The following is a 22,472-nucleotide window of genomic DNA, read 5'->3' as shown; positions in this document are numbered from 1 at the left end:
CCGGACAAGATGTTCAGGGCCCTCCTATGCCGGGGTGGCGTCGAGGGCATGGCCGACGAGGGCCAGCAGCGACTCGACGACGGTGATCCTGTTACGCGCGTCCATGATCACAACCGGCACGTGCGGAGGCACGGTCAGGGCCTCCCTGACGTCCTCCGCCTCGAACTCCTCTGTTCCCTCGAAGTGGTTGACGGCGACGATGTACGGCAGGCCGCAGCTCTCGAAGTAGTCGAGTGCGGGGAAGCAGTCGGCGAGCCGCCGGGTGTCGGCGAGCACGACCGCACCGATCGCGCCGCGCACGAGGTCGTCCCACATGAACCAGAAGCGCTGCTGGCCCGGTGTGCCGAACACGTACAACACGAGGTCGTCGTCGAGCGTGAGCCGGCCGAAGTCCATCGCGACGGTCGTGGTGACCTTGTCGGGCGTCGCGGAGAGATCGTCGGTCTCCTCGCTGGCCTGGGTCATCATCGCTTCGGTCTTCAGCGGAGTGATCTCGGAGACCGACCCCACGAAGGTCGTCTTGCCCACGCCGAACCCGCCCGCGACCACGATCTTCGTGGCGATGGGGGCCCTGGTGTGGTCCAACTGCCAGGCCTGCAGCGATTCTTCGGCCTGGTCCTTGACCCCCGGCCGGCGCGGGGCGAAGAGCGGCGCCTCAGAGACGGCGGAGTCCATTGAGCACCCTTTCGAGCAGTGCGCGGTCGGGCTGGCCGGTGCCGTGACCGGTCCCGTACACGCGGATCTTTCCCTGGTCGGCCAAGTCGCTGAGCAGCACCCGGACCACGCCGAGCGGCATCTTCAACAGGGCGGAGATCTCAGCGACCGTACGCATCCGACGGCAGATTTCGACGATGGCCTGGAGCTCCGGCATGACGCGGGTGGCCAGGTTGCCGTTGGTCAGCTCGCGGCGCTCCTCGGGTGCTTCGAGCGCGGCGACGAACGTCTCGACGAGCAGGACGTGGCCGAAGCGGGTGCGACCGCCGGTGAGCGAGTACGGGCGGACCCGTGCGGGCCTTCGGTCGGCCCCGCGGACGGGGAGCCTGCGTGCGGGTTCAACAGCGGGCGTCACTGGGCGCTCTCCATCGATTTGCGCAGTTCACTGCGGAGTTCGGGGGTGAGTACGTGTCCGGCTCGGCCGACGAAGAGCGCCATGTGGTAGGCGATGACGCTCATGTCGCAGTCCGGGGTGGCGTGCACACCGAGCAGCGAGCCGTCGCTGATCGACATGACGAAGACGCTGCCCTCGTCCATGGCGACCATGGTCTGCTTGACGCCGCCGCCGTCCATCAGTTTGGCGGCGCCGATGGTGAGGCTGCCGATGCCGGAGACGATGGTGGCCAGGTCGGCGCTGGAGCCCTTGGGGCCGTCCTGCCGGCCGGTGTTCTGAGCGGTCAGATGGCCGGGGTCGGAGGAGAGCAGCATCAGCCCGTCGGACGAGACGACGGTGACCGAGTGGACCCCTGGCACCTCCTCCACCAGATTGCTCAGCAACCAGTGAAGGTTCCGGGCCTCGGTACTCAGCCCGAATGTGCTGGGCGCAGTCAACTGCGTGCCTCCTCGACTGTGTCCCCCGTCTCATCGGTTCGGCCGTCGCTACGGTCGGCCGGCTCACCGTGCTCGGTGAGCGCGGAGCGCCCGGCCTGTGCGGGGTCCCCGGGGAACGGCTGGGTCGCCGTGATCTCGGCGATCTCCGCCTCGACGTCCCGGCGGCCGTCCTTCGCGCCCTGGTGGAAGCCGCCGAGCCGACGGCGCAGCGCCTCCTTGTCCAGACTTCCCTTGCGCTCGGTGCTGGGTGCCGTGGCGGGCTTGACGACCTTGGGGGTGCGCTTGGGCAGCCCCTTGTCCGTGATGCGCTCCTGCTGCAGCTGCGTGTGCTGCTCCGGCTGCCGGGGGCCGGGCAGGGCGTCGGCGACGGGCGCGGGGGCCGGGGCGGGCGCGGTGTCCGGCTCCGGGGCAGGCGCGGGGGCCGGGGCGGTGTACGGCTCCGGGGACGCATCGGCGGTGCGCTCGTGGCGGTCGGGGCCGATGGCGTACGGGTCGGGCGCCGTGGAATCGGGGGTGTCCGCGAACTCCGCAACCACCGGGAGCCGTACCTGCATCGTGGTCTCGGCCTCGGCAGCGACCGGGGCGGGCGCGGGGGCCTTGCCCGCCGCGTGCCCGGGCTCGGGCTCGGGCTCGGGCTCGGGCTCGGAAGCGGCCTCGGACTCTCGGATCGTCTGCTCGGCCGCGGCGATCAGCGGGTCGCCGGACAGGGCGAGCGTACGCCCCGACAGTGCGTTGGAGTTGGCCTCGGCGACCGACCCCGGCAGGCTCAGCGCGGGCGCGCCCTCGGGGACCTTCACGGGCGACGGTGTGGCGGCCGGTGGCCCCTTCGGCAGCATGGCCTGGGGCAGGACGACGACCGCCGTGACCCCCCCAGTGCCCTTGTGGTCGCGCAGCTGGACCCGTACGCCGTGGCGCGCGGCCAGCAGAGAGGTGACCTGGAGGCCGAGCCCGGCTCCGTCCGCACTCTGCTCCCCCGCCTCGAACAACGTGGGGTCGCCGAGCCTGGTGTTGAGCTCGCCCATCCGTACGGCGGACATCCCGATGCCCTCGTCCTGGACCGAGAGCATCACCTCGCCGGTCTCCAGCAGCCAGCCCGAGAGCTGGACATGGGAGTCCGGCGGCGAGAAGGAGGTCGCGTTCTCCAGGAGTTCGGCAAGGAGGTGACTGAGGTCGTCCGCGGCGAAACCGGCGATCTGGGTGTGCGGCGGCAGGGACTGGATGGTGACCTGCTCGTACCGCTCGATCTCGGAGACGGCCGCACGCAACACGTCGACCAGCGGGATCGAGCCCGCGTGCCCGTGGCCGTGCTCGGCACCCGCGAGGACCAGCATGTTCTCGCTGTGGCGGCGCATGACCGTGGCCATGTGATCGAGCTTGAAGAGCGTGGCCAGCTGCTCCGGGTCGTGCTCCCGCTCCTCCAGGCTCTCGATGACACCGAGCTGACGCTCGACGAGGCCGAGGTTGCGCAGCGAGAGGTTGACGAAGGTGTGGTGGACCGTGTTCTTCAGCCGCTCCAGCTGGGCGGTGAGGTCGGAGGTCACGACCTGGAGTTCGGCGCGCTGGACGGTGAGGGCCTCGCGTCCGGCGACCAGTTCGGCACGCTCGGTCTGCAGGCTCTCGAAGCGGCCGTTGAACTCGTGGAGCAGTCCGTGCAGCTTGCCGTGCAGGGCGTTGATGGACCGTACGGCCTGGGCGAACTCGTCGTTGCGGCCGGTGTAGCGGACCGGCTCGGCGGTGTCGGGTTCCGCGGCGAGGCGGGCGGCACCGATCCGCAGCACGGCGAGCGGCTGGGTGAGGGTGCGGGCCACGGCGGTGGAGACGCCGACGGCGATCAGCAGACAGCCGCCGAGCAGCGCGATGCGCAGTTCGAGCGCGGTGACGTCGTCGTCGCGCAGCTGCTCCAGGCGCTGGACCTGTGCGGTGCCGAGGGCGGACTCGGCGCCCCGCATCCGGTCGATCCGGGCGGAGAGTGCCGCCTCGACCTTCTCGCTGTTGGCCCGCTGGTCGGAGTCCGACAGCTCGGGGCGGTCGGTGAGGGAGTTGAGGTACTTCTCCGCGCTGTTGACCTCGGGCCCGGTGACGGTCGACGACAGCTTGTCGCGGGCGATGGAGCCCGCGGCCTGGTCGAATTCGGCGAGCGAGGAGAGCTCGCGGACCCGGGCCTGCTGGGCGGCGACGCTCAGCTCGTCACGGGTGCGGTCGTCCTTGCTGCTGCCGTCGTACTGGGTCTGGACGGGCAGCCCGGTGACCGGGTCGATCTGCGGGGTCGTGACCTTGCGGGGTACGGAGAGCGCGGCGATCAGCAGCCCGCGGGTGGCGGAGGCCTGCTCGGTGGCCCGGCCGAGGGCGAGCGGGGCCCGGGTGGACTCGGCGGCGCGCGGCGGGGTCTTCTCAGCGAGCTCGTCGGCGAGGTCGTGGAGCTTGGCGATGACCTCGGAGTACGCCTGATGGGCCTCCAGCGCGGTGCCCTTGTCGCTGAGCGCGTCGCGACGCAGGGAGGGCATGGTGGAGAGGTCGCGGCGCAGTGCGGCCGGGGCCGCGCCCCTGATCTCGTCCACCTGCTGGTCGACGCGGGCGCTCCGGCTGCCGGGGTCGCCCTTGCCCTCCGCCTTGGGGCCGGACTTCTCGTCACGGCCCGCCGCGATGTAGGCGGTGACCTCGTCACGCTCGTCCGCGAGGGCGTGGGCGAGCGCGATGGCCTGCTGGTTCAGCTCGGCGAGAGTGACCAGCCGCTGCGACTCGTTCAGGTCGGAGGAAGCGCTGAGGGCCGCGGGCGCGCCCGCGGCGATGACGGTGATACCGACGACCGCGACACCGGCAACCAGCCGGCTGCGTACACGCACGGTGCGTTTGGTGCCCTCGCTCTCGGCGGGTGCCGGAGGCGTCACCCCGGAACCGCTGTGCTTGTCGCCCTTGCTCCGAGGCCGCTTCTTCTGCACCGGTGCTCGCATTCTTGACTCGTCCGCCCTTGAAGCAGAGGTGACGCACGGTCACATATGAACGAGCGCCCCGACCCCTGGTACGGCTTCTGACCATTCCAGTGCTTTTGAGAGGGGGGCGCGCATCACCCACTCCGCCACCTGAACGAGTGAACATCAATCCGGAGTTGACGAACAAGTCTCCCCCTGGGGTGCGTCCGGCACACCTGGACCGTCGGTTGGAACTTCCGCCCAGGCTTTGGCAGGATGCCCGCCCGCACGCCACACGGAGCCCTTCCTTCCGCTCCGGGCATCCACCTGACCTGCCGGTACAGGCCAATTTTGGGCAGTGCACAGCTCGTGAAGGCATCGTGCAGACTGGCTGTATGCGAATCGAACTCGCCACCGTCGCCGGTAGCGCCGAACGACCGAACGAGGACTGGGCCGCCACCGCCCTGCCCGCTTCCGGCCAGGGCGGGACGCTGGTCCTGCTCGACGGCGTGACTCCACCTCAGGGTGACGACGGTTGTGTGCACTCGGTCCCCTGGTTCACCACACGGCTGGGCGGCTCGCTGATCGAACTGTCTGGTTCGCGACGGGATCTGACCCTCCAGGAGATCCTGGCCGAATCCATCCGGCACACCGCCGATGCACACCGTTCCCTGTGTGACCTTTCTCACGCGAGGACGCCGCAGGCGACGGTCGTCATGGCCCGCTGGGACGAACGCGAGATCGAGCACCTGGTGCTCTCCGATTCCGTACTGCTGTTCAAGGCACCCGACGGGACCGTGCGCCCTCTTCTGGACGACCGGCTGGACCGTCTGCCGCTGGGCTCGCTGGCGGACGAAGCGATCGCCGACGCACAGGTACGCAACAAGGAGGGCGGCTTCTTCACCGCCGCCGCCGACCCCTCCGTGGCGGCCCGCGCGGTCACCGGGCGCACCCCTCTCGGCCAGGTACGGGCGCTGGCCGCGATGACCGACGGGGCGGCCCGCTGGACCGAGATGTTCCACGAGGGCGACTGGGCGGAATGCCTCGGAGTGCTCCACAAGGAAGGCACGCAGGGGCTGATCGACCGCGTCCGGGCACTGGAGGACGCGGACACGGAGCGCACATGTCTGCGCCGCGGCAAGACCCACGACGACGCGACGGCGGTCTACGCGGTGCTGTGACGGCCCACCGGGAAAGACGGGCCGAGGCGGGGCGTCAGTCTTCGGCTCGGGCGTTCAAGTGATGCAGCAGCCGGGCCAGTTCGGCCACCTCGGCCCGGTCCCAGTCGGCCAGCTTGCGCACATAGCGGTCGCGGCGGGCGTCGCGCACGCTGCGGTAGCGGGCCAGACCTTCGGCGGTGAGGTGGACGAGGAAGGCCCGGCCGTCGGCCGGATCGGGCTCGCGCGCCACCAGTCCGAGGCCCTCCAGGGCGCGCAGTTGACGGCTCATGGTCGCCTTGCCGACCCCGAAGTAGGCCGCGAGATCGGTGGCCCGCTGCTGCCCGGCCGACTCCAGCCGTACGAGAAGTCCGTACGCGGCGGCCTCCAGTTCGGGGTGCACCTCGCGCGCCATTTCCCCGGAGTTGGCGCGTGCCCGGCGCAGAAAGACGGCCAACTCCCGCTCCAGCGCAAGGAATGCGTGGTCCACACCACTTTCTCCGGTCGCGCCGGGTTCACTACCGCTTTCGCTCCCGTGCACGTCAACACCCCTCATGAGCTTTCCTGCCGCTGAAAGTTTCTTCCGCCACTGGTCATCGCCGCAGCTTGGCCAGTATTTCGCAGGCGTAGACCAACGGCAGCACCCAGACCCCCTTCCGCAGCACGGGTCTACGTGCGTAGCGTCGCGCATGGCATGTTCACACCATGACATGTCGACAGGGGTTCGCCCAGCGTCCCCCTGGGATCAGCACGTCCCCCCACCAAGTCCTCGGAGGCACTCACATGCCGGTGCTCAGATCCAGATCCGGAACATCCCGTCGCTCGCACTTCGCCGCGGCCGGAACCCTGCTCGCAGCCCTTTCCCTCCTCCTCACCCTGCCCGGCGCGGCGAGCGCCTCAGGCACCCACGACACCGCCGCGGCCGCCAAGAAGCCCGCACGTGGCACGGCCACGATGGGCATGGGAGTCGTCGCCCACGACGGTCAGGGCGGACTGCCGCGTGACACCCGCGCCGTCCAGACCGAAGGCGTGGACGTCAGCGGCCACCAGGGCAACGTCGACTGGAGCACGCTCTGGAACAGCGGCGTGAAGTGGGCCTATGTCAAGGCCACAGAGGGGACGTACTACACGAACCCCTACTTCGCGCAGCAGTACAACGGCTCATACAACATCGGCATGATCCGGGGCTCGTACCACTTCGCCACCCCGGACACCACGAGCGGCGCCACGCAGGCCAACTACTTCGTGGACCACGGCGGCGGCTGGTCCAGGGACGGCAAGACCCTGCCCGGCGTGCTCGACATCGAGTGGAACCCGTACGGCAACCAGTGCTACGGGAAGAGCCAGTCGGCCATGGTGTCCTGGATCCGCGACTTCGTGAACACCTACAAGGCACGCACCGGACGCGACGCGGTCATCTACACCTCGACCAGCTGGTGGACGACCTGCACCGGCAACAACGCGAGCTTCGGCGCCACCAACCCGCTGTGGGTGGCCCGCTACAACAGCACGGTCGGTGAGCTCCCGGCCGGCTGGGGCTACTACACGATGTGGCAGTACACCGAGTCCGGCCCGTACGTGGGCGACCACAACCGCTTCAACGGCGCCCTCGACCGCGTACAGGCTCTCGCCAACGGCTGAGCCGGCCTGCCGCGCCCGCCCGGTCCGGCGCTTCGCACAACAGAGCCCTGGCGACCCGGTCGCCGGGGCTCTGCCCCGTTCGCGCCCCCCCGATGAGGCATTCCGCCCTCCGAGCCGACAACGAAGACCCTCTATACACCCGGCGTATACGCCGTATGTATAGTCCTTCTCTGCCGCACGCCGTGCGCCTTGTTCAGCTACGGAGGAGTGACCCGCCTTGTCCATGAAGACGAAGTCGATCGGTACGGGGTTGGCCGCCGCTCTTGTGACGGCACTCACTCTGACGCTGAGCGGCTGCTCCATGCAGACCACCGCGCCGGCCTCCGCGCGCGGCGACGCGGGCTCCGATGCCAAGGGCTCCTTCGGCCCGGTGGACTGCCGCAAGGCGAAGTGCATAGCCCTGACCTTCGACGCGGGACCCGGCAAGGACACCCCGCACCTGCTGGACATCCTGAAGGAGAAGAAGGTGCACGCGACCTTCTTCCTGCTGGGCAAGAACCACGTCAAGAAGGACCCCGACACCGTGCGCAGGCTCGCCGCCGAGGGGCACGAGGTGGCCAACCACACGTGGTCCCACGAGATCCTGACAGACAAGAAGCCAGCCGAGATACGCACCGAGCTGGAGAAGACGCAGGACGCGATAGCGGAGATCACCGGCAAGAAGCCGCGCCTGATGCGCCCGCCGCAGGGCCGTACCGACGACACCGTCTCGGACATCAGCAAGGACCTGGGGCTCTCCCAGATCCTGTGGAGCGCGACCGCCAAGGACTACTCCACGAACGACTCGGCGCTGATCAAGAAGCGCATCCTGGACCAGGCGAGCCAGGACGGCATCATCCTGCTGCACGACATCTACAAGGGGACGGTTCCCGCCGTGCCGGGCATCATCGACGCGCTGAAGAAGCAGGGCTACACCTTCGTCACCGTCCCTCAGCTGATGGCGCCCGCAGAGCCGGTCCCGGGGACCATCTACCGCCCCTGAGCCGTGCGGCCCGAAGCGTGAGAACGCCCGGCGCACGCGGAACGGCCCACCCACCCGTTTCCGGGGAGGCAGGCCGTCCGTACCGGTCGCGTACGTGGTGCCACGCCCGTCACGCCATGGCGCCTACGCCGCGGCCGGGATCCTTTCCTCGGGCCTGGCCGCGGAGGCCGGGGCGAGGGCGATCTCCAGCACCTGGCGCACGTCCGTCACCGGGTGGACGTCCAGGGCGTCCAGGACCTCGGCGGGGACATCGTCCAGGTCGGCCTCGTTCCGCTTCGGGATCACCACGGTGGTGATCCCGGCCCGGTGCGCGGCCAGCAGCTTCTGCTTCAGGCCGCCGATCGGCAGCACCCGTCCGGTCAGCGAGACCTCACCGGTCATCGCCACATCCGTACGGACCAGCCGTCCGGAGAGCAACGAGGCCAGCGCCGTCGTCATCGTGATGCCGGCGCTCGGGCCGTCCTTCGGGACCGCGCCCGCCGGGAAGTGGATGTGCGCGCCACGGTCCTTCAGATCCGCGACCGGCAGCTCCAACTCCGCGCCGTGCGACCGCAGGAAGCTCAGCGCGATCTGCGCGGACTCCTTCATGACGTCGCCGAGCTGACCGGTGAGGGTCAGCCCGGACGCCCCGGTCTCCGGGTCGGCCAGCGACGCCTCCACGAACAGCACGTCACCACCGGCACCGGTCACCGCGAGTCCGGTGGCCACGCCCGGCACCGCGGTACGGCGCTCGGCCGGGTCCTGGGCGGACTCGGGGACGTGGTGCGGCCGACCGATCAGACCGCGCAGATCCGCTTCGGTGACCGTGAACGGGAGTGCCCGGTCGCCCAGTTCGTGCTGAGCCGCGACCTTGCGGAGCAGCCGGGCGACGGCCCGCTCCAGGTTTCGTACGCCCGCTTCACGGGTGTACTCGCCGGCCAGCTTGCGCAGCGCGGACTCGTCGAGCGTCACCTCGTCCTTCTCCAGACCGGCCCGCTCCAGCTGGCGCGGGAGCAGGTGGTCACGGGCGATGACGACCTTCTCGTCCTCGGTGTAGCCATCGAGCCTGACCAGCTCCATACGGTCGAGCAGGGCCTCCGGAATGGCTTCGAGCACATTGGCTGTCGCCAGGAAGACGACATCGCTGAGGTCGAGTTCGACCTCCAGGTAGTGGTCGCGGAAGGTGTGGTTCTGCGCCGGGTCGAGGACTTCGAGAAGGGCGGCGGCCGGGTCGCCCCGGAAGTCGGAGCCGACCTTGTCGATCTCGTCGAGCAGGACGACCGGGTTCATCGAACCGGCCTCCTTGACGGCCCGGACGATACGTCCCGGCAGAGCACCGACGTAGGTACGCCGGTGGCCGCGGATCTCCGCCTCGTCCCGCACACCGCCAAGCGCCACGCGGACGAACTTGCGCCCCATGGCGTGCGCGACGGATTCGCCGAGCGAGGTCTTGCCCACGCCCGGAGGGCCCACCAGCGCCAGCACGGCACCGCCGCGGCGTCCTCCGACGACACCGAGGCCGCGGTCGGAACGCCGCTTGCGTACCGCCAGGTACTCGGTGATCCGCTCCTTCACGTCCTGCAGGCCCGCGTGCTCGGCGTCGAGGATCTCCTGGGCGCCGCGGATGTCGTAGGCGTCCTCGGTCCGCTCGGTCCACGGCAGTTCGAGGACGGTGTCGAGCCAGGTCCTGATCCAGGAGCCCTCGGGGCTCTGGTCGGAGGAACGCTCCAGCTTGTCGACCTCCTTGAGCGCGGCCTCACGGACGTGCTCGGGAAGACCGGCGGCCTCGACGCGGGCCCGGTAGTCGTCGGACTCGTCCGCGCCGGAGCCAGGACCGCCGTTGAGATCGGCGAGCTCCTTGCGTACGGCTTCGAGCTGGCGCCGCAGCAGGAATTCGCGCTGCTGCTTGTCGACGCCCTCCTGGACGTCCTTGGCGATGGACTCGGCGACGTCCTGCTCGGCGAGGTGTTCACCGAGCCACTGGATGGCGAGCTTCAGCCGCGCGACCGCGTCCACGGTCTCCAGGAGCTGCACCTTCTGGTCAGTGGTGAGGAAGGGCGAGTAACCGGAGTTGTCGGCGAGCGCGGAGATGTCCTCGATCTGCTGGACCCGGTCCACGACCTGCCAGGCGCCGCGCTTCTCCAGCCAGCTGGTGGCGAGTGCCTTGTACTCCTTGACCAGCTCGGCGGCGGCTCCAGGGAGTGGATCGGGGACGACCCCGTCGATCCGCGCCCCCTCCACCCAGAGCGCGGCACCCGGTCCGCTGGTCCCGGCCCCGATCCGCACCCGGCCACGGCCGCGGATGAGCGCGCCCGGATCTCCGTCCGAAAGCCGTCCGACCTGCTCGACGGTGCCGATGACACCGGTGCCGGTGTACGTCCCGTCGATCCGCGGCACAAGAAGCACCTCGGGCTTGCCGCCGCCCTCGCGGGCCGCGGCCTGTGCGGCTTCCACGGCGGCACGTACATCGGTGTCGGACAGGTCCAGAGGCACCACCATCCCGGGCAGCACGACCTCGTCGTCGAGCGGCAGCACGGGCAGGGCGAGCGGAGTGACCGCATTGGGCTCGCTAGCCATGATCTCCCCTTCGGCAGTCAAGTTGAGTTACGCAGACTCAATGCTCCTGAGCCACCCATTGTTCCCCGACGTCTGTTCGCTGTGAGCGATCGGGCGAACGCTGTCCTATTGCGGGGAGACCTTGCACTTTCCAAACCAAAGCTGCCTGTGACTTTGCATCGGCCTGCGTGACCTTGTATCAGGGTGCTCGGTCAGCAGGTCGTGGATCGTGTGTTGGTGTTGGGCACACTCTTCTGGTCCCCTTCATGAGGATCGGCCGTGGGGTGCTTTCGTTCAGTCGGCTGTGGGCCGCCACTGGTCAGCCGCCCGGGCTGCCGCGCGTGCGCCGAGGAATCCGACGGTCAGGGAGACCGCGGCACATGCCGCAATGCCGACTGCCAGGACTGACCAGGAGACGGAGCCTTCCTGTACCAGGGCGATGAAGAACACCGAATGCCATGCGGTCACGGCCCCGGTGACAACGGTGGAGATGAGCAGGGGGACGGTCAGGTGCCATGAGGTCACGGACCGGAACACCCGGCGGTGGCCGGTCAGGACGGAGAGCGGGGCGAGAGCGTGGCGGATCCGGACGAACTCGGCCGCCGCGCTCACCGCACCGGCCACGAGAATGAACAGGATGCCGGTGACGCCGAACAGCTGGATCCAGTTCGGGAGGCGTAGACGCGAGGACCCCAGCCAGTTTCCGCCCAGTGCCTCGACCTGCACCGAAGGATTGGGAAGCGTGAACGCGGCCTGCTTCACCGCGGCAAGCTGCCCCGGTGTGGGGGTCACTACGAGGAGGGTCTGTGTGCCGTCCGCCTTCACGCTGAGCCGGGGGGTCTGTGTGAACTTGAGGTCGCCGTACCAGCGGCGCATCTCTTCCACGTTGGCCAACTGGGCACTGCTTCCCGCTGCTGCGGTGTCGCCGCGACAGGTCACGTGCAGCGTGTGCAGGTCGCGACAGGATCCTCCGATGGTCACCCATGGGTTTCTGGGCGGTCCCGGATCGTGGAAGGTGCGGCTCAGCAGCACCGATCCGGTCGGCAGGGACGAGCGGAACCGGTCTGTCTGCGACGCGGTCATGGTGCCGGCGGTCACTTCGATGACCGTGTCCTTGATCCGTTGGTGCGTGGCGACGGCTGCTTGGGAGTGCGCTCCGAGCCTGCTGGTCCACACCTGCATCTGGGCGACGATCCCGATGCCGATCACCATGGCCAGAGCGAGACGCACAATCACTCCGGGATGCGCGTGTGTCCACCGCCCGCCGATCATGCGGCCCGCATGCCCCCCACGCCTCCCGTGGTCGGCGAGCCAGGAGCCCAGACGGCGGGTGAGGAGAGCCACGACGGAGGACAGAAAGGCCCACATCACGACGGTCCCGCAGGTGAACACGACGAGCTGGGCCTTCCGGGGCACGTACTGGCTGGTCAGGACCAGCGCAACGCCGACACCACAGACGACAAGGCGCCACGCGGGAACACGGGACGTGAAGGAGGCGGGGCGGGTGGACCTGCCGTCCCGGGTAATGCGGTGTGTGCCCACCACGATGCCCAGTACGACCAGCAGGGACATCGCTGCCGATGCCGCGGCAACCGGCCATGCCGCCCACACATCACGGTGGTCGAGGATGTATCCGGTGGGTGCAAGGCGGGTGTCCCGTACAGAGACCACGGCATACGGGACGAACGCGGCGAGGGTTCCCAGTGCTGCGGGGATCGCGGCCTCACCGAGGTTGACGATCATCCGGTGCCACCAGGTCCCGCCCAGGGCTTGCAGCAGACTGCCGCGCCGGTCACGGGTGCGGGAGCCGACCCGCGCGGCGACCACAGCCAGAGCGAGGGCGGGCACCCCTGTCAAAGCCCACAGAGCGAGGACGGGGGAGGTCACGGGCGGCTGGTCAGCCATCTCGCCCGTCGCTCCGCCACCGCTCCCGAAGGCGGACACGTCCATCCATCTGGGATCGTCCTTCGGCGGCGTTTCCGCCACCCGGACATATGCGATCCGCTCGGAGGGAGTGACCAGTCCGTCGTTGGTGACGGTTCCGGCGAACCTTCCGTACCGGGTCAGGATCCCCTCGCCACGTCCGGTCCTGACAAGTTCAGGAGAGAGCAGGACCTCGCCCGGCCCCGGCCAGCGGGCCACACCGGCGGGGACGGGAGCCTCAGGTGTGAGGGGGTGGACGAACACGACGGAGACGGGTCTGCCGCCCACGGCGTCGATCCCCTCCCGGTACTTCAGTTCGCCGGCATTCTTGCTGAAAGTGATCACCGGTCCTCTGGCGTCCGCTCTGGTCTCACGGCCGTGATAGGTGGCGACGGTGGCCACGGTCGCCAGGGTGACGAAGGCGACGGCGGCTGCGGCGCCGAACAGACCCCACCAGCGCAGGCGGTCGCCGGGAGTGGAGCGGCCCGCGGCAAGGCCGATCCTGATCAGTTTGGTTGCGGTGCGGATGCTTTCCTTCATCAGACAACTCCCGCTGCGGCCAGGATCCCGCCGCGGAGCTCGTGGCGGCGGTCGGCCCGACCGGCCACTGTCAGGTCGTGCGTGACCAACAGCAGTGCGCAGCCCCGGTCACGGGCGGCGGTGAACAGCAGACCGGCGACTCCCTCTTTGGCGTCGGGGTCGAGTGCGCCGGTGGGTTCGTCGGCGAGCAGGACATCGGGCTCGGTGATCAGGGCGCGAGCGACGGCAGTCCGCTGGCGCTCGCCGCCGGAGAGCATCCCGGTGGGGGTGGAACCAGCGGGGACACCGAGCTCGTCGAGGAGTTCCTCCGCACGCCGGTAGGCGTCCTGGTGGCGCCCTCCGTCGAGCAGAACCGGCAGGGCGACGTTCTCCACCGGGCTGAGTTCGGGGAGGAGCTCACCGAACTGGAACACCATGCCCAGAGTCTCCCGCCGTACCTGAGCGAGCCGTGCGGACCCGAGTCCGGTGATCTCCCGGCCCCCGGCGGTGATGGTGCCCGCCTGCGGTTTGATCAGGCCGAGGATGCACATGAGCAAGGTCGACTTGCCGGAACCGCTCGGGCCGGTCACCGCGACCGACTCTCCGGGGGACACGGACAGTTCCACGCTGTCGAGGAGAGTCCGTCCCTTGACCCTGTAGCACAGGCCACTCACGCGGAGCCCGGAAGAATCACTGTGTTTCACAGAATCTGGCCTCTTGTCTCGGAAAAGGGAACGCCGCACCAGCCCCGAACGGGCTGGTGCGGCAGAAGCAGCTGTGGAGAGCCGGTTTACGGGATGACCCAGCCCGAGCAGTCGTCCGGCGCACCGTAGTTCTCGTCGCACGCCTTGAACTTTTAGATTCTGGACCCGTCACCGGAGTGGACGGTGGTTCCCGGTCCGCTGTGATTCCACAGTGTCCGCTTCGTCTCCGAGCTGTCCACCCGGTAGTACTCGGCCTTCACCGGGTCCCCGTCACTGCTGTTGTCCTTGACGGCTGTCTTCCCGCTGTCACCGCCGTCAGCCGGAGACCAGGCATGGGCGCCTTTGGCGACGGCGTCAGCGGCAACGGCCGTGGCCGTGGGCGCCGCGAGAGCCACAGTGAGCAGCGTGGCGGCGATGAACTTCATCCTCGTCATTCGTGTGCACTCCTTCGGATGGTGATACCGAAAGGACACAGAGCAGGCCGGAGAAGCATCGGGGGCATGTGCCCGCCGGGTGCCGCGGCTCTGCTCTGGTGACGCCTTAGCCAGGGCCCCGGCGTGACGCGATGATCACCATAAGCAAGTGAGGTGCGCGCAACCAGAGTTGACCTCTTACCGGCTCAAACCTGACCATGGTGAACCAGTACCGGCTCTTGACCAATGCAGTACGTACAAACGCTGTATACGCTGCGGGCTACTGCGAGGCACCCGGGAAAGAGAAACGATCAACGACTCTTCTTTTCGGCGTGAGTCCGACCGAAATTCGATCTTCGGAATCAGGGTCTCCGAACCAGTCGGCAAGACCGCCTCGCACACGAGGGCACGTTGCGCCCGGATCGGTGCTCCCACGTGGCGGCGGTGGCATCAGGTCACGGACGCAGCCTGAATCCACGGCGCCACCGTCGGTCGCACTGACATTTCTCGTGGCAGAACGACTGACGTGTCATGGCAGACGACAGTCGCTGAGACCGACGGCGAGATGGTCTCCGCGGCCTGGCTGGTCTTCCGATCGTGCAGCAGCATTGCACCGGCGCCGCCGAGCACCAGCACCCGCAGCCACGGGGCCCCTCCGTGATCGTCCCCCGCGCCGTCCATGGCGTGAGCCACAAGAGCCACGATGAACCGACTCGCGTCCGGTGCCCGATAGAGGGGTGTGAGCCTGCTGCGCCCCTCGGGGGACGACCGAAATGACGACAACGCGCTGCTGCGCGCCGTCGCACAGGGGGATACGGCTGCCCTGGCGACGCTCTACGACCGGCACTCCGGCTGGCTGCTCGCCCGGCTGAGCAGGCGGTGCGCGGATGCCGAGACCGTACGGGAAGTCCTTCAGGACACCTTCGTGACGGCCTGGCGCTCCGCCGGATCGCACCGCGGTGCGCAGATCGGCGGCTGGCTCTGGGTGATCGCCTCGCGCCGGCTGGTGGACGCGCAGCGGGTCCACGCCCGCGCCGGTCTTGCCGCACAGGCCGAGGCCGAGCGGGCCGGGAACAAGGAGTGGGCAGCCGCCGCGCCGTCCGCCGAGGAGCGGGTGCTGGCCGGTCTGGAGTACGGCGAGGTGGGCGCCGCACTCGACCGGATCTCGCCGGAGCTGCGCGAGGTCCTGCGTGCGACGGTCATCGACGGGCTGACGACCCGTGAGGCGGCCCGGCTCCTGGGCATACCGGAGGGCACGGTCAAGACCCGGGCGATGCGGGCCAGACGCGAGCTGCGCGCCGCGCTGGAACTTCTGGCGCCGAAGGCCGGTCCGCTGGGAGGCACGTCATGAGGGGAGGCGACGGCATGAGGGGAGGCGACGACATGACCCACTGGCACGTGGGCGCAGAGCTGGCCGAGCGGTACGCCGCCGGTTCGGTGGCGGAGACGGACGCCTGGTCCCTGGAGAAGCACGTGGAGACGTGCGGGGGGTGCGCGGCACGGGTCTCGGCGGCGGTACGGGGACGGCAGGAGGCGGCGGCGCTGCTGGACGGGGTGCGGGCGGGGGTGCTGGCCGCGGTGGCGGCGGAAACAACGCCGGAGAGCGGGCCCGTCCAAAGCGACCCGGTCCGCTTCCTCGCATCCGCGACCGGGTCCGTCCTGAACGGTCGCCTCCGCCTCCCCGGGGCCGCCACCCGCACCGGGCGTCTGCTGTGGGCCGCCGGGCCCGCGCTGCGCGGTGCGTGGCTGCTGGCACTGGTGCTGGTGGCCGTCGGGGCCCTCGCTCTGGGGTACGGGGCCGGGCTCGGCGCGGCGACGCGACCGCTGCTCCTCGTCATCGCACCGGTGCTGCCGCTCGCCGGGGTCGTCGTCTCCTACGGACGGCACACCGACCCGATGCACGAGATCACCGCCGCCACCCCGTCCGGCGGGCTGCGGCTGTTGCTGACCAGAACCGCCGCGGTGCTCGGCGTGAGCATCCCGGTGCTCACCGTCGCCGGGGCCGCGCTGCCCCCGTCCGTCGCGGGGCCGGGCCCGGCGGCATGGCTGCTGCCGGGGCTGGCGATGACGCTGGCGGCGCTCGCCCTCGGTTCGTACATCGGCTGCCGTAGCGGCGCCTCGTCCGTCGCCACGGCCTGGGCTGCCGCGGTGCTCCTGCCCGCCTTCGCCGTCTCTCCCCCGGGGATCGGCGGGCCGGCGGCCGAGGCCGCGCGGTACTTCGCGGGGCCCGCCGCACAGGGCGGCTGGGCCGCCGGGGCGCTGGTGTGCGCCGCGCTGCTCGCCGCACGCCGTAGATCCTTCGACCACCTGGAGACATTGTGAGCGTGAACGCATGAGCAGCACCACTGTCGTGAGCACGGTCAGACTCAGGGAACTGACCGTGCGGCACCGCAGAACGACCGCACTCGACGCCGTCGATCTCGATTTCGCACCCGGCGTGCACGGACTCCTCGGGCCGAACGGGGCGGGCAAGACCTCGCTGATCCGGGTGCTCGCCACGGTCGCCGCACCGTCCGGCGGCCGGGTGGAACTGCTCGGCAGCGAGGTCGGCGCGAGGTCCGACCACCGCAGCCGGGCGGCGGTCCGGCGCAGGCTCGGCTATCTGCCGCAGGAGTTCGGCTACTACCCGGGCTTCACCGTCCGCGAGTTCGTCGCCTATGTGGCCTGGCTCAAGGAGATGGACGCGGCGGCGGTCCCCGCCGCCGTGGAGCGTGCGGTGGACCGCGTGGGTCTGGCGGACCGGATCGACGCCGGGGTGAAGACCCTGTCGGGCGGGATGGTGCGGCGCGTCGGCATCGCCCAGGCGATCGTCAACGATCCGGACCTGCTGCTCCTCGACGAGCCGACCGCCGGTCTCGACCCGGAGCAGCGGGTCGAGTTCCGGGCGCTGCTACGGGAACTGGGCGACGCTTCCACCGTGATCGTCTCGACCCACCTGGTCGAGGATGTCGCCACGGCCTGCACCGATGTGACGCTCATCGAGGCCGGCCACATCGCATACCGGGGTACGACGCAGGAGCTGACCGCCCTCGGCGGCGAGGACACCGGAGCCGACGGGCCGGACGGCAACCGGATCGAGCGCGGCTACACCGCTGCGCTGCGGGCGCACCGGGCGGCGGTGGCTCACCGATGACGAACCCCGAAGCACCGGCACGCCGTCCGGCGCACACCGCACTGCGGGCCGAGTTCCGGCGCGGGATCGCCCCCTGGACCGGGCCGGCAGTCGCCCTCACCCTCCTCGTTCCCCTGTGGGGCAAGGCGCCCCAGTGGCAGGGCAGCTGGGGCGAGACCCAGACCCAGCTGCACTTGGCGTCGGCCTTGCTCGCCGGTCCGCTCGTCGCCGCTGCCGCCTGCTGGCAGGGCGGCCGGGAGCACCGCGGCCGTACCGCCGATCTGCTGCTCTCGGTGCCGCGCAGCCGGCTGGCGCAGGTGACGACGGCCGCGACACCGGTCGTGCTGTGGGCCGCGGCCGGGTATCTGTTCGCGCTGACGGTGGCGTTCGCGGCGACCGCCCCGTACACCGGGGCCGGCAGTCCGTCCGTCTCGATCGTCGCCGCGGACCTCGGTTTCCTGCTGTCCATCGGCTTCGTGGGGTTCGTCGTCGGCCGGTTGGTGCGGTGGCGGCTGATCGCCCCGGTGCTGGCGGTGTGCGCGTACGTCGGCCTCGGGTTCCCGGGCTATCTCGACTCGGCAACCCGGTTCCTGAGCCCGGCCCATGAGGTCTCGCTCGACGGGTCCGTGCCGGTGTGGTGGTACGCCCCGGTCCTGGTGACCTGGACGGGCTGCATCGCGGTCACCGCGCTGCTCGCGTACGCGGCACGGCGGCGCCACCTCGCGGTCGTGCCGCTGGTCCTGGCGATCGCGGCGGGGACGCTGGTCGTGCACACGGGCGCGGACCTGTTCCGGGACGACCCGGCCATGGCCCGCAGGGTCTGCTCGAAGGCCGGCCCCGGCACGCCGCAGATCTGCCTGAACGCGTCCGACTCCCCGATACTGCCCCAGGTGTCCGAGGCATTGGCAGGAATGTTCTCGCGGCTGGAGGGAGTCCCGGGCGCGCCCGCCAGATACGTGGACTCCCAGTCCCGCCCGAAGGACGGCGAAGCCGGACTCGCGCACGTGACGCGCGGCTGGGGCATCACACGGAACCGGCTGACGGATCCCCGCAGGTACGCCTCGGACACCGCCTTGGGTCTGGTGAACCGCGACTGCCAGGCCGGCCCGCGCGACAAGGACCGGAAGAAGGAGGCCGAGCGCATGGTACGCACGGCCGACGCGGTGCAGAGCTGGCTGACCGGCGAAGACTCGCCGGGGTTTCCGAATTCACGCTATCTCGCCCGCCTCAAGGCCATGCCGGACGCCGACCGCAAGGCCTGGCTCGGGCGTTTCCTGGCCACCCCGCAGCGCTGCACGCCCTCGGAGGTACCGGTCCTGTGAACCATCGGCCGGCCCACGCCGCACTCCCCCTCCTCTATATCCGCTCCCGTGCCCTCCCCCTCACCCTCGCCGCCCTGACCTGCATCGTCCTCGTCGCCGCCTGGGCGGCCCACTGGCTGCAGGACCAGCCGCACTTCGACCACACCGCCCGTATCCCGGTCATCGTGCTGGCCCCGCTGCTCGCCTCCGCCGCGATCAGCACCAGCCTGCACGCGCACAGCGACGAGCTGGACCGGACCGCCGTACGCCGCTGGTGGCCGCGCCGGCTGCTGCATCTGCTGGCCCTGACCGTGCTGACGAGCGGGGCGCTCGCGCTGGCGGTCCCCGGGCACCCGGAGGCGTTCGGCGCACCGGGCATGGTGCGCAACATGCTCGGCGCGACCGGGGTGGCCGCGGCCTCCGCCGCCCTGATCGGTGCCCGGCTGAGCTGGCTGCCGATGACGGTCTACGGGAGCGCCGTCTACCTGGCGGCGCCCGGCACTCCGGGCGGCGCGGCGGCGGTGTGGGCCTGGCCGATGCAGCCGGGTCCGCAGGGTGCGGCGTGGGCGGTGGCCCTGGCGATGTACGCGGTCGGGGCGGTCCTCCTCGCGGTGCGCGGCGCACGCCCGCAGAGCACGTAAATCTCGGCGGCACACGCCCGGAGAGCACGTAACCCGCGACGGCGCACACCCCAGGCCGCGCGACGGCGCACGCTCCCCCGGACGGATCGGGCGGAGCCCGCAATCCGCTGGCCCCGGCCGCTTCGAGCAGCCAGGATGGCAGGACCGTGTCCGCCATCGACCGGAGATCCGCGCCATGCCCGACAGCCACGGCCCCGAGACCCTCGCCCCTGTCACGCTCGACCGCCGCGAAGGCCCGTACGGCGAGGTCGTTCTGCGGGAGCGGGGTGACGACTTCGAGATCATCGCCAATGGGTGCTTTCTGATGGACACCTCCGACGGGCGTTCCGAGCGGCTGCTGATCGACGCGGCGCTGGCCGCACTGCCCGCCGACCGGGCGGCACCGGCGGTGCTCATCGGGGGGCTCGGGGTCGGGTTCTCGCTCGTCCGGGCCGCCGCCGAGCCGCGGTGGGGGCGGATCGCCGTCGTCGAGCGGGAGCAGGCGATCGTGGACTGGCATCTTGACGGGCCGCTGGCCGGGATCTCCGGTGCGGCGCTCGCCGATCCGCGGACCGCGATCCTGACGACGGATCTCATTTCGTACCTGAGTACGACTACGGACCGTTACGACGCACTGTGTCTGGACATCGACAACGGACCGGACTGGACCGTCACCGAGGGCAACACGAGCCTGTACTCCCCCGCCGGTCTGGTGGACTGCCGGGAGCGGCTGACACCGGGCGGCGTTCTCGCGGTGTGGTCCGCCCAACCGTCCGCCGACTTCGAACAAGCCTTGCGGAATGCCGGGTTCAGCGGGGTAAGGACCGAAGAGGTCAGTGTTGCCCGAGGTGTTCCCGACGTGGTTCATCTCGCACTTCGGACAGTCTGAAACCCGCTGCCGGACGCCCTCAGCCCCCGCAAGCCCCGGGGCCAAGCGCCACAAGGCCGACACTCCGCCGCTTCGTCGCGTCCAAGCCGCTACACCCTGCGTAGCCGAGAGCGGTCCGCTGCCTTTACGCTGCTGACCGGTAACGGGATTCACCACCCACGAAATCCACAAGCGAAGACCGTGCGTCCGGGGGAATGGCCCCCGTGAAAGCGGGCAGGGGCGGGGCGATGGAACAGACACACACCACCCATAACGGTGTCGCGGCCACCCCGGGCGCGCAGCGCCGGGTGCTGGTGGTCGAGGACGACGCCACGATCGTCGATGCCATTTCCGCCCGGCTGCGGGCCGAGGGCTTTCTGGTGCAGACCGCACTCGACGGGCCCGCGGCCGTGGACGCGGCAGAGGCCTGGCAGCCCGATCTGATGGTGCTCGACATCATGCTTCCGGGCTTCGACGGCCTGGAGGTCTGCCGCCGTGTGCAGGCCCAGCGGCCGGTGCCGGTGCTGATGCTGACCGCCAGGGACGACGAGACCGACATGCTGGTCGGCCTCGGGGTCGGCGCCGACGACTACATGACCAAGCCGTTCTCGATGCGCGAGCTGGCGGCCCGGGTGCACGTCCTGCTGCGCCGGGTCGAGCGTGCGGCGCTGGCCGCGGTGACGCCGCGCAGCGGCATACTGCGCCTCGGTGAGCTGGAGATCGATCACGCGCAGCGGCGGGTCCGGGTGCGCGCCGATGACGTCCACCTCACGCCGACCGAGTTCGATCTGCTGGTCTGCCTGGCCAATACCCCGCGCGCGGTGCTCTCCCGGGAGCAGTTGCTGGCCGAGGTCTGGGACTGGGCGGACGCCTCCGGCACCCGTACCGTCGACAGCCACATCAAGGCGCTGCGCCGGAAGATCGGTGCGGAGCGGATCCGTACCGTGCACGGTGTCGGCTACGCCCTGGAGACCCCGGCGCCATGACCCGGCCCGGTTCCGGACTGCGCCCTTTCTCGGTCAAGGCCAAGCTGGGCACGCTCGTGGTGGTCTCGGTGTTCATCACCACCGGGCTGCTGATGGTGGCCGTGCGTACCAGGACCGAGCTGCGCTTCATCACGGTGTTCTCGGTGATCGCGACCCTGCTGATCACCCAGTTCGTGGCGCACGGCCTGACTGCGCCGCTGGACGAGATGACGACCGTGGCCCGGTCGATATCGCACGGTGACTACACCAGACGGGTGAGCGGCGCCGGCCGGCGCGACGAGCTCGGTGATCTGGCCCAGACGATCAACCGCATGGCGGACGATCTGGAGGCCGTGGACCGGCACCGCAAGGAGCTGGTGGCCAATGTGTCGCATGAGCTACGGACACCCATCGCGGCGCTGAGAGCCGTGCTGGAGAACGTCGTGGACGGGGTGTCCTCGGCCGATCCGGAGACCATGCGTACGGCGCTGAAGCAGACCGAGCGGCTCGGCGGGCTGGTGGAGACGCTGCTGGACCTGTCCCGCCTGGACAACGGGGTCGTCACGTTGAAGGCCCGCCGTTTCGAGGTGTGGCCGTATCTCTCGGGTGTGCTGAAGGAGGCGAACCTCGCCGCCTCGCACCGCCGGCTGCCCTCCGGTTCCGGGAACCACACCCGCAAGGACGTGCATCTGCATCTGGACGTGTCGCCGCCCGAGCTGACCGCGCACGCGGATGCGGAACGGCTGCACCAGGTGGTGGCCAATCTGGTCGACAACGCTGTCAAGCACAGCCCGCCGCACGGCCGGGTCACCGTGCTGGCCCGGCGCGGGGTCGGACCGGAATCCCTGGCACTGGAGATTCTGGACGAGGGCCCGGGCATTCCGGAGTCCGAGAGGCACCGGGTCTTCGAGCGTTTCAACCGCGGCGAGGTACCGTCCCCGCACGGTCCGGGCAGCGACGGCGGTACGGGCCTGGGCCTGGCGATCGCCCGCTGGGCGGTGGATCTGCACGGCGGACGAATCGGCGTGGCCGAATCTGCTCGCGGCTGCCGCATCCAGGTCACTCTTCCGGGGACCCGGCAACCGCGAGGTTGACGTAGGGTTCGAACCGGAAGGGCACGTTCTGCGTGTTCTGTGCAAGGGGTACGGTCCAGGGGGCCGTAGCTGCGGCCTCTCGTACCCGAAGTGAAGCGGAACCATGCTTATTTCCCGCCATTTCCTGCACCGAAACCCGCCTTCCGATGTGACTTGCACGACGAAGACCGGCCCGGCCTGCATG

The 22,472-nt window shown here is 70.1% G+C and carries 20 protein-coding genes; 11 read left to right on the top strand and 9 right to left on the bottom strand.

Annotation, left to right across the window (positions count from 1 at the left end; all coding sequences use genetic code 11):
- Positions 1–24: 24 nt before the first annotated feature.
- From ABTZ94_RS10895 to ABTZ94_RS10880, 4 genes are read right to left on the bottom strand one after another with little or no spacing between them, the layout of a single operon-like run.
- The gene (locus ABTZ94_RS10895) at positions 25–675 is read right to left on the bottom strand and encodes a GTP-binding protein (protein ID WP_351199661.1); all 651 of its coding nucleotides are present in this window, start codon (positions 673–675) and stop codon (positions 25–27) included.
- Positions 656–1,069: a DUF742 domain-containing protein gene (locus ABTZ94_RS10890; protein ID WP_351199659.1), complete on the bottom strand. Its 414-nt coding sequence runs from the start codon at positions 1,067–1,069 to the stop codon at positions 656–658. Before ABTZ94_RS10890 ends, ABTZ94_RS10895 begins: the two co-directional genes overlap by 20 nt.
- A complete protein-coding gene (locus ABTZ94_RS10885) occupies positions 1,066–1,545 on the bottom strand; it encodes a roadblock/LC7 domain-containing protein (RefSeq protein ID WP_351199658.1) in 480 nt (159 codons plus the stop codon). Before ABTZ94_RS10885 ends, ABTZ94_RS10890 begins: the two co-directional genes overlap by 4 nt.
- Positions 1,542–4,484 carry a sensor histidine kinase gene (locus tag ABTZ94_RS10880; RefSeq protein ID WP_351199672.1) on the bottom strand — a complete coding sequence of 981 codons (2,943 nt, stop codon included), beginning with the start codon at positions 4,482–4,484 and terminating at the stop codon, positions 1,542–1,544. The genes ABTZ94_RS10885 and ABTZ94_RS10880 overlap by 4 nt, the downstream gene beginning before the upstream one ends.
- Before the next feature lie 365 nt (positions 4,485–4,849).
- Between ABTZ94_RS10880 and ABTZ94_RS10875 the strand changes: the two genes are divergently transcribed.
- Positions 4,850–5,635, top strand: coding sequence for a protein phosphatase 2C domain-containing protein (locus ABTZ94_RS10875; protein WP_351199656.1), 786 nt, complete (start codon positions 4,850–4,852; stop codon positions 5,633–5,635).
- Positions 5,636–5,669: 34 nt separating this feature from the next.
- On the opposite strand, the gene ABTZ94_RS10870 is transcribed toward ABTZ94_RS10875, so the two are convergent.
- Positions 5,670–6,167: a MarR family winged helix-turn-helix transcriptional regulator gene (locus tag ABTZ94_RS10870; protein WP_502967221.1), complete on the bottom strand. Its 498-nt coding sequence runs from the start codon at positions 6,165–6,167 to the stop codon at positions 5,670–5,672.
- Positions 6,168–6,394: 227 nt separating this feature from the next.
- On the opposite strand from ABTZ94_RS10870, the gene ABTZ94_RS10865 reads away from it, so the two are divergent.
- Together ABTZ94_RS10865 and ABTZ94_RS10860 are read left to right on the top strand one after the other, a co-directional pair.
- Positions 6,395–7,252, top strand: coding sequence for a lysozyme (locus ABTZ94_RS10865; RefSeq protein ID WP_351199654.1), 858 nt, complete (start codon positions 6,395–6,397; stop codon positions 7,250–7,252).
- Positions 7,253–7,475: 223 nt separating this feature from the next.
- Positions 7,476–8,234: a polysaccharide deacetylase family protein gene (locus tag ABTZ94_RS10860; RefSeq protein WP_351199668.1), complete on the top strand. Its 759-nt coding sequence runs from the start codon at positions 7,476–7,478 to the stop codon at positions 8,232–8,234.
- Positions 8,235–8,357: 123 nt separating this feature from the next.
- Here the strand turns inward: ABTZ94_RS10860 and lon are convergent, their stop codons facing one another.
- The 4 genes from lon to ABTZ94_RS10840 all read right to left on the bottom strand — a co-directional run bounded on the left by lon (position 8,358) and on the right by ABTZ94_RS10840 (position 14,349).
- A complete protein-coding gene (lon, locus tag ABTZ94_RS10855; protein WP_351199652.1) occupies positions 8,358–10,790 on the bottom strand; it encodes an endopeptidase La in 2,433 nt (810 codons plus the stop codon).
- Positions 10,791–11,063: 273 nt separating this feature from the next.
- Entirely contained in the window at positions 11,064–13,232 is a 2,169-nt protein-coding gene (locus tag ABTZ94_RS10850) for a permease (RefSeq protein ID WP_351199650.1), read from the bottom strand.
- On the bottom strand, positions 13,232–13,915 hold the full coding sequence (locus ABTZ94_RS10845; RefSeq protein WP_351199648.1) for an ABC transporter ATP-binding protein: 684 nt from the start codon (positions 13,913–13,915) through the stop codon (positions 13,232–13,234). The genes ABTZ94_RS10850 and ABTZ94_RS10845 overlap by 1 nt, the downstream gene beginning before the upstream one ends.
- Before the next feature lie 152 nt (positions 13,916–14,067).
- The gene (locus ABTZ94_RS10840; RefSeq protein ID WP_351199646.1) at positions 14,068–14,349 is read right to left on the bottom strand and encodes a hypothetical protein; all 282 of its coding nucleotides are present in this window, start codon (positions 14,347–14,349) and stop codon (positions 14,068–14,070) included.
- A 718-nt stretch (positions 14,350–15,067) separates the two neighbouring features.
- On the opposite strand from ABTZ94_RS10840, the gene ABTZ94_RS10835 reads away from it, so the two are divergent.
- The 8 genes from ABTZ94_RS10835 to ABTZ94_RS10800 all read left to right on the top strand — a co-directional run bounded on the left by ABTZ94_RS10835 (position 15,068) and on the right by ABTZ94_RS10800 (position 22,288).
- Entirely contained in the window at positions 15,068–15,679 is a 612-nt protein-coding gene (locus tag ABTZ94_RS10835; protein WP_351199644.1) for an RNA polymerase sigma factor, read from the top strand.
- A 32-nt stretch (positions 15,680–15,711) separates the two neighbouring features.
- On the top strand, positions 15,712–16,650 hold the full coding sequence (locus tag ABTZ94_RS10830) for a zf-HC2 domain-containing protein (protein ID WP_351199642.1): 939 nt from the start codon (positions 15,712–15,714) through the stop codon (positions 16,648–16,650).
- 10 nt (positions 16,651–16,660) lie between these two features.
- Positions 16,661–17,461: an ABC transporter ATP-binding protein gene (locus ABTZ94_RS10825; protein ID WP_351199640.1), complete on the top strand. Its 801-nt coding sequence runs from the start codon at positions 16,661–16,663 to the stop codon at positions 17,459–17,461.
- Positions 17,458–18,762 (top strand): hypothetical protein, encoded by a 1,305-nt coding sequence (locus tag ABTZ94_RS10820; protein ID WP_351199638.1) that lies wholly within the window; start codon positions 17,458–17,460, stop codon positions 18,760–18,762. The genes ABTZ94_RS10825 and ABTZ94_RS10820 overlap by 4 nt, the downstream gene beginning before the upstream one ends.
- Positions 18,759–19,382, top strand: coding sequence for a hypothetical protein (locus ABTZ94_RS10815; RefSeq protein WP_351199636.1), 624 nt, complete (start codon positions 18,759–18,761; stop codon positions 19,380–19,382). Before ABTZ94_RS10820 ends, ABTZ94_RS10815 begins: the two co-directional genes overlap by 4 nt.
- A gap of 175 nt (positions 19,383–19,557) precedes the next feature.
- A complete protein-coding gene (locus ABTZ94_RS10810; protein WP_351199634.1) occupies positions 19,558–20,250 on the top strand; it encodes a spermidine synthase family protein in 693 nt (230 codons plus the stop codon).
- Positions 20,251–20,477: 227 nt separating this feature from the next.
- Positions 20,478–21,215: a response regulator transcription factor gene (locus tag ABTZ94_RS10805; protein WP_014154105.1), complete on the top strand. Its 738-nt coding sequence runs from the start codon at positions 20,478–20,480 to the stop codon at positions 21,213–21,215.
- Positions 21,212–22,288, top strand: a complete 1,077-nt coding sequence (locus ABTZ94_RS10800) for a HAMP domain-containing sensor histidine kinase (RefSeq protein WP_351199632.1) — start codon at positions 21,212–21,214, stop codon at positions 22,286–22,288. Before ABTZ94_RS10805 ends, ABTZ94_RS10800 begins: the two co-directional genes overlap by 4 nt.
- Positions 22,289–22,472 lie beyond the last annotated feature (184 nt).

Origin of the sequence: Streptomyces sp. NPDC002785, assembly GCF_040295565.1 — a bacterium.
In the GTDB taxonomy this organism is placed as follows: Bacteria; Actinomycetota; Actinomycetes; order Streptomycetales; family Streptomycetaceae; genus Streptomyces.
The sequence above is the reverse complement of the archived record's forward strand: the minus strand, read 5'-3'. Positions and strand labels throughout refer to the sequence as shown.

Coding starts and splice junctions, on each gene's coding strand:
- ABTZ94_RS10895 (WP_351199661.1), bottom strand. CDS start 675: ATGGACTCCGCCGTCTCTGAGGCGCCGCTCTTCGCCCCGCGCCGGCCG.
- ABTZ94_RS10875 (WP_351199656.1), top strand. CDS start 4,850: ATGCGAATCGAACTCGCCACCGTCGCCGGTAGCGCCGAACGACCGAAC.
- ABTZ94_RS10870 (WP_502967221.1), bottom strand. CDS start 6,167: ATGAGGGGTGTTGACGTGCACGGGAGCGAAAGCGGTAGTGAACCCGGC.
- ABTZ94_RS10865 (WP_351199654.1), top strand. CDS start 6,395: ATGCCGGTGCTCAGATCCAGATCCGGAACATCCCGTCGCTCGCACTTC.
- ABTZ94_RS10860 (WP_351199668.1), top strand. CDS start 7,476: ATGAAGACGAAGTCGATCGGTACGGGGTTGGCCGCCGCTCTTGTGACG.
- lon (WP_351199652.1), bottom strand. CDS start 10,790: ATGGCTAGCGAGCCCAATGCGGTCACTCCGCTCGCCCTGCCCGTGCTG.
- ABTZ94_RS10850 (WP_351199650.1), bottom strand. CDS start 13,232: ATGAAGGAAAGCATCCGCACCGCAACCAAACTGATCAGGATCGGCCTT.
- ABTZ94_RS10840 (WP_351199646.1), bottom strand. CDS start 14,349: ATGACGAGGATGAAGTTCATCGCCGCCACGCTGCTCACTGTGGCTCTC.
- ABTZ94_RS10830 (WP_351199642.1), top strand. CDS start 15,712: ATGACCCACTGGCACGTGGGCGCAGAGCTGGCCGAGCGGTACGCCGCC.
- ABTZ94_RS10825 (WP_351199640.1), top strand. CDS start 16,661: ATGAGCAGCACCACTGTCGTGAGCACGGTCAGACTCAGGGAACTGACC.
- ABTZ94_RS10820 (WP_351199638.1), top strand. CDS start 17,458: ATGACGAACCCCGAAGCACCGGCACGCCGTCCGGCGCACACCGCACTG.
- ABTZ94_RS10810 (WP_351199634.1), top strand. CDS start 19,558: ATGCCCGACAGCCACGGCCCCGAGACCCTCGCCCCTGTCACGCTCGAC.
- ABTZ94_RS10805 (WP_014154105.1), top strand. CDS start 20,478: ATGGAACAGACACACACCACCCATAACGGTGTCGCGGCCACCCCGGGC.
- ABTZ94_RS10800 (WP_351199632.1), top strand. CDS start 21,212: ATGACCCGGCCCGGTTCCGGACTGCGCCCTTTCTCGGTCAAGGCCAAG.